Origin of the sequence: Mycobacterium sp. (assembly GCF_032159775.1) — a bacterium.
GTDB lineage: Bacteria > Actinomycetota > Actinomycetes > Mycobacteriales > Mycobacteriaceae > Mycobacterium.
Genome location: NZ_JAVHWK010000195.1, coordinates 1 through 4,263 on the forward strand (window position 1 = coordinate 1; position 4,263 = coordinate 4,263).

Annotated in this window: 3 protein-coding genes; all 3 read right to left on the reverse strand. The window is 68.4% G+C overall.

Going from position 1 to position 4,263, the window contains the following annotated elements; genetic code table 11:
* Positions 1-1,364, reverse strand: a 1,364-nt coding sequence (locus QOJ24_RS24905; protein WP_526266037.1) for a pyridoxal phosphate-dependent decarboxylase family protein, incomplete at its 3' end; no start/stop codon positions are given.
* Positions 1,365-1,389: 25 nt separating this feature from the next.
* Positions 1,390-2,574 (reverse strand): acyl-CoA dehydrogenase family protein, encoded by a 1,185-nt coding sequence (locus QOJ24_RS24910; protein WP_526266038.1) that lies wholly within the window; start codon positions 2,572-2,574, stop codon positions 1,390-1,392.
* 30 nt (positions 2,575-2,604) lie between these two features.
* Positions 2,605-4,263: fatty acyl-AMP ligase (locus QOJ24_RS24915; protein ID WP_526266040.1), on the reverse strand; the 1,659-nt coding region annotated here is incomplete at its 5' end.

A 4,263-nucleotide genomic window follows, 5' to 3' on the forward strand; every position in this document is an offset into this window, starting at 1 on the left:
GCGGCAGCTGCTATCGCGTCCGCCGACCGGTCGACATCGACGTCGGTCGTCGCCCAGTTCGATATGGATACCCGAAGCACGTACTCATCGCGCCAGGTGGTGCCGCCGAGCCAGCAGGTCCCGTCGCGCTGGACTGCGGCCACCGCTGCCCTGTTCGCGTCGTCACCGCCGGGCAGCGCCACCAGCACCTGGTTGAGTACGACCTCGTTGACGATCCGCGCGCCGGGAATCGCGCCGAGCCGCTCGGCCATTCGCCTGGCCTGAGCGCAGTTGCGTTCGATCAACTCGGCGATGCCTGTACGGCCCAACGACCTCAAGGCCGCATATATCGGCACGACGCGCGCCCGCCGCGAGCTCTCCGGCACGTAGTTGGTTCCGTCGCGCTGGCCGGGGTCGGCGACGAGGTACGGACCCGCGAGGCCCATCGCAGCGACGTGGGCGTCGGGGTCGGCGACGATCGCCATCGCGCTGTCGTAGGGCACGTTCAGCCACTTGTGGGCGTCCACTGCCCACGAGTCGGCGCGTTCGACGCCGGTCGTGAGGTGCCGGAGCGCCTGCGTCGCAGCGGCCCACAGACCGAACGCGCCGTCGACGTGCAGCCAGGCTCCATGCGAGGTGCAGGCGTCGGCGAGCGGTTCGAACGCGTCGAAGGCGCCGGTGGCCACGTTTCCCGCCTGTGAGCAGACGATCGTCGGCCCAGCGACATGAGACAGCACATCGCGAAGCGCGTCGACTCGCATCCGACCTTGGTCGTCGGCTTCGATGCGGATCGGCGTCTTTGCGCCGAGCCCCAGCTGGCGCAGGGCGGTGTCGATGGTCGCGTGGGCCTGTTCACCGCACAGAATGTGCACCGGCGGAGCGCCGATCAGGCCGTCGTCTTCGACGTTCCAACCTGCCTTCGCGAGCACCGCATGACGGGCCGCGGCCAGACACGTGGTGTTCGCGCCCTGGCCACCGGTGACGAATCCGACGCTGGCCGTCTCGGGCAGCCCGAAGAGGTCGCGCGCCCACGCCGCGGTGACCTCTTCGATCGCGGCGGCGGCAGGCGACAGCGAATGGAATGCGGCGTTTTGGTCCCAGGCCGAGACCAGCCAGTCCGCGGACAGTGCGGCGGGCAGTGCGCCGCCGATCACGAAACCGAAATGACGCGGCCCCGCAGTGGCAACCAGCCCGGGCTCGGCTCCGGCCACCAGCGCGTCGATGACGACATCGGGGGCCTCACCGTGCTCCGGCAGAGGACCGCCGAGAACATCGCGCACGCCTGCGGCGTCGACACGGGCGGCCACCGGACGCTCGTCGAGGCCCGCCAGGAACTCCACCGCATGCTGCGCGGCCTCAGAAAGGCCGGCGGTTCGATCCAGCATCGCTAAACCCTTTCGGCAAGCGGGGTTACAGGCCGAACTGATCCTCGATCACGCCGAGCCAGATCTGTGCCCCGTCCATCGCCACCTTCTCGCTGATGAAGGCGTGTTGGGTGCCCGTGTAGATGTCACGGAACGCCCGCTCCAGTCGACTGCCCTCCCGTATCGAGCTGGTGCCGGCGACGAGATGTGCCCATTCCGCACATTCCCGTGCGACGTCGGTGGCGTATACGGCCGCCGTCCGCATGTCTGCCCGCAGCATCGGCGTCAGGTCTCCGCCTGCTGCCACGGCGGATTCGGCGGCGGTGAACGCCTCGAGTACCAGGAGGCGGGCGGCCCGCCATGCCGAAACACTGTGTGCCAGACCTTTTTGGAAGGTTGGCCGGCTGGCCAGCGAGGCCATGTCGCTCATCCGGAATTTGGTGGCGGCGAGCTCCTGGACGTCGTCGAGCATGCTCTTGGCCACTCCGAGCGCCCACGATGCGTGGCCCGCGGCGGTCACCGGCATCAGCCCCATCCGGGTGGCCGGCGAGCTTCCCCGCAGCGGCTCCCGGGAGAACAGCGCGAAGGTGCGGCCGGCGGGGACGAACACATCGGTGGCGCTGTAGTCATAGGAGCCGGTTCCCTTGAGACCCTGGACGAACCAGCCGTCGTTGAACGAGATCTCCTCCCGCGGCACCACGGCCACCTGCATGTCGGGGATGCCTTCGCTGATCCAGCGCATCTCGCCATCTTCCATGGGGAAGAACCCTGCGGCGACGTATTCGGAATGGCCGGTTCCCGAACCGAAGCTCCACGATCCGGTCAAGCGGTAGCCGCCCTCGACGACGGTCCCCTGCCCATTGGGAAAGAACTGGCCGCCCATCGTGACGTGATTGTCGTGAGCGGTGAACACCTCCGCGAAGCCGTCATCGGGCAGATAAGCCGCGGCGGCGAACGCCGACGGGAAGTTCGCGATGCCGACCCAGCCGAATGAGCCGTCCTGCCAAGCCATCTCGATCCAGGTCTCGATCATCTCCCGGAACGACGGTTCGACACCGCCTGCCTGATGGGGGTTGAACGCGGACATCAGCCCGCACGCCCACATGTGCTCCACCACCGCAGGGGCGAGCGTCCGGTTCCGCTCGGATTCCGCGGCTCGGGCTTCAACGAGGTCCCGCATTCCGCGGGCCAACCCGGTAACGCGGTCGGGCGCTTGCGCTATCGATGTCATTCGGTTGACCCTAGCCGCGCGGGGAGCGGCCTAGTCCCCGAATTCCCCGTCCAGGTAGGCGGCGCGGCAGGCCCGGCGGGCCAGCTTGCCGCTCGTAGTGCGCGGGATCGCGCCTGCAGGCACCAGCCGGACATCGGCGACCCGGAGGCGGTGCCGCCGGGACAGTGCGGCACGAATGGCTTCGACGGCGGGCGCGGGGTCTGCGCGGCGTGTGCCCGACGCCCGTTCGGCGACGATCACCAGCTGCTCGACGGCCCCGCACGGCACCGTGAATGCGGCGGCATATCCACGACGCACGATCGGCGACGCCTCGGCCGCTGCGGCTTCGACGTCCTCTGGGTAGAGCTGTCGACCGTCGATCGTGATCAGGTCGGCGATGCGACCGGTGACATACAGCTCCCGGTCGAGATAGAAACCGAGGTCGCCCGTGCGCAACCAGGTGGCACCGGCCGGAGCGCCGTCGGCGTGACTGCCCTCGCCGACCTGCGACCGAAGGATCGCCCCGAACGTCCGCCGGGTTTCCTCGGCACGCCGCCAGTATCCGCGGCCGATGTTGGCGCCGTGCAACCAGATCTCGCCGATCCGGCCGTCGGGAAGCTCGCTTTCGGTGTCGCGATCGACGATGACGCACCATTGGCTGCGGGCGATCTGGCCGCACGCCACATGCGCGGCCGCGTCCTGGTCGTCAGCGGCGACCCGCACGGCCTGACCTTTCTCCAGCATTGCGCGGTCGAGGTGTGCGACGGCGGGGCTGGCGTCGGGGGCGATGGTCGAGACGAACAAGGTCGCCTCGGCGATGCCGTAGGACGGTTTAATCGCCGTCGGCGGCAATCCGTATGGCCCGAATGCGCTGTTGAAGGAGTCGATGGCCCTGGTGCTCACCGGTTCCGAACCAAGGATCAGCACGACATTGCTCAGGTCGACGTTGCGATCGGTTGCGGGCAGGCCGCGTTGCGCCGCGTACTCGCATGCGAAGTTGGGTGCGGCGGTCACGACGCGTCCTTCACGGGATCCGGCTGCCAGCGCATGTATCCAGCGTTCGGGCCGCCGGATGAACGCAGCCGGAGACATCAGCGTCGAGTGACCGCCGTAGACGGTGGGAAAGCCGATCATCGACAGGCCCATGTCGTGGTAGAGCGGTAACCAACTGCAGCCGTGCGTGTTTCGGTCGAGAAGGTCGATGGACAGGATCATCTGCGTCAGGTTGGTGCCGACCGCTCTGTGGGTGATCTCGACGCCCACCGGATCCCGGGTGGATCCCGACGTGTACTGCAGATGCGAGACGTCCTCGGCCTCGATGCGAACGGGCGTCAGCGCGTCCGCGGCCGCATCCGGAATGTGGTCGATGGCAATGACATGTGGTCGAGGTGCGAGCCCGACCTCGGTCAGGGCGGCCCCGACGGCTGCTGAGGCCGTCGACGTGGTGAGCACGACGGTCGGACGTGAGTCGTGCAGTGCCACCGCGAGACGCTGAGCATGACCTTGCAACTCGGGAGCGAACAGCGGGACCGCGATGGTGCCGGCCTTGATGGCGGCGAAGAACCCTGCGATGTAGTCGAGGCCCTGCGGGGCGAGTATCGCCACGCGGTCTCCTCGGGACGCGACCTGCTGCACCCGGGCGCCGATGGCGCGGATCCGCCTGCCCAGTTGCGTCCAGGTCAGCTCGGTGACGGACCCCGACTCCGATCT

What these genes read in the sequence shown, in the direction of transcription:
- QOJ24_RS24910 (WP_526266038.1), bottom strand. Translation starts at nt 2,574, where the DNA reads ATGACATCGATAGCGCAAGCGCCCGACCGCGTTACCGGGTTGGCCCGC.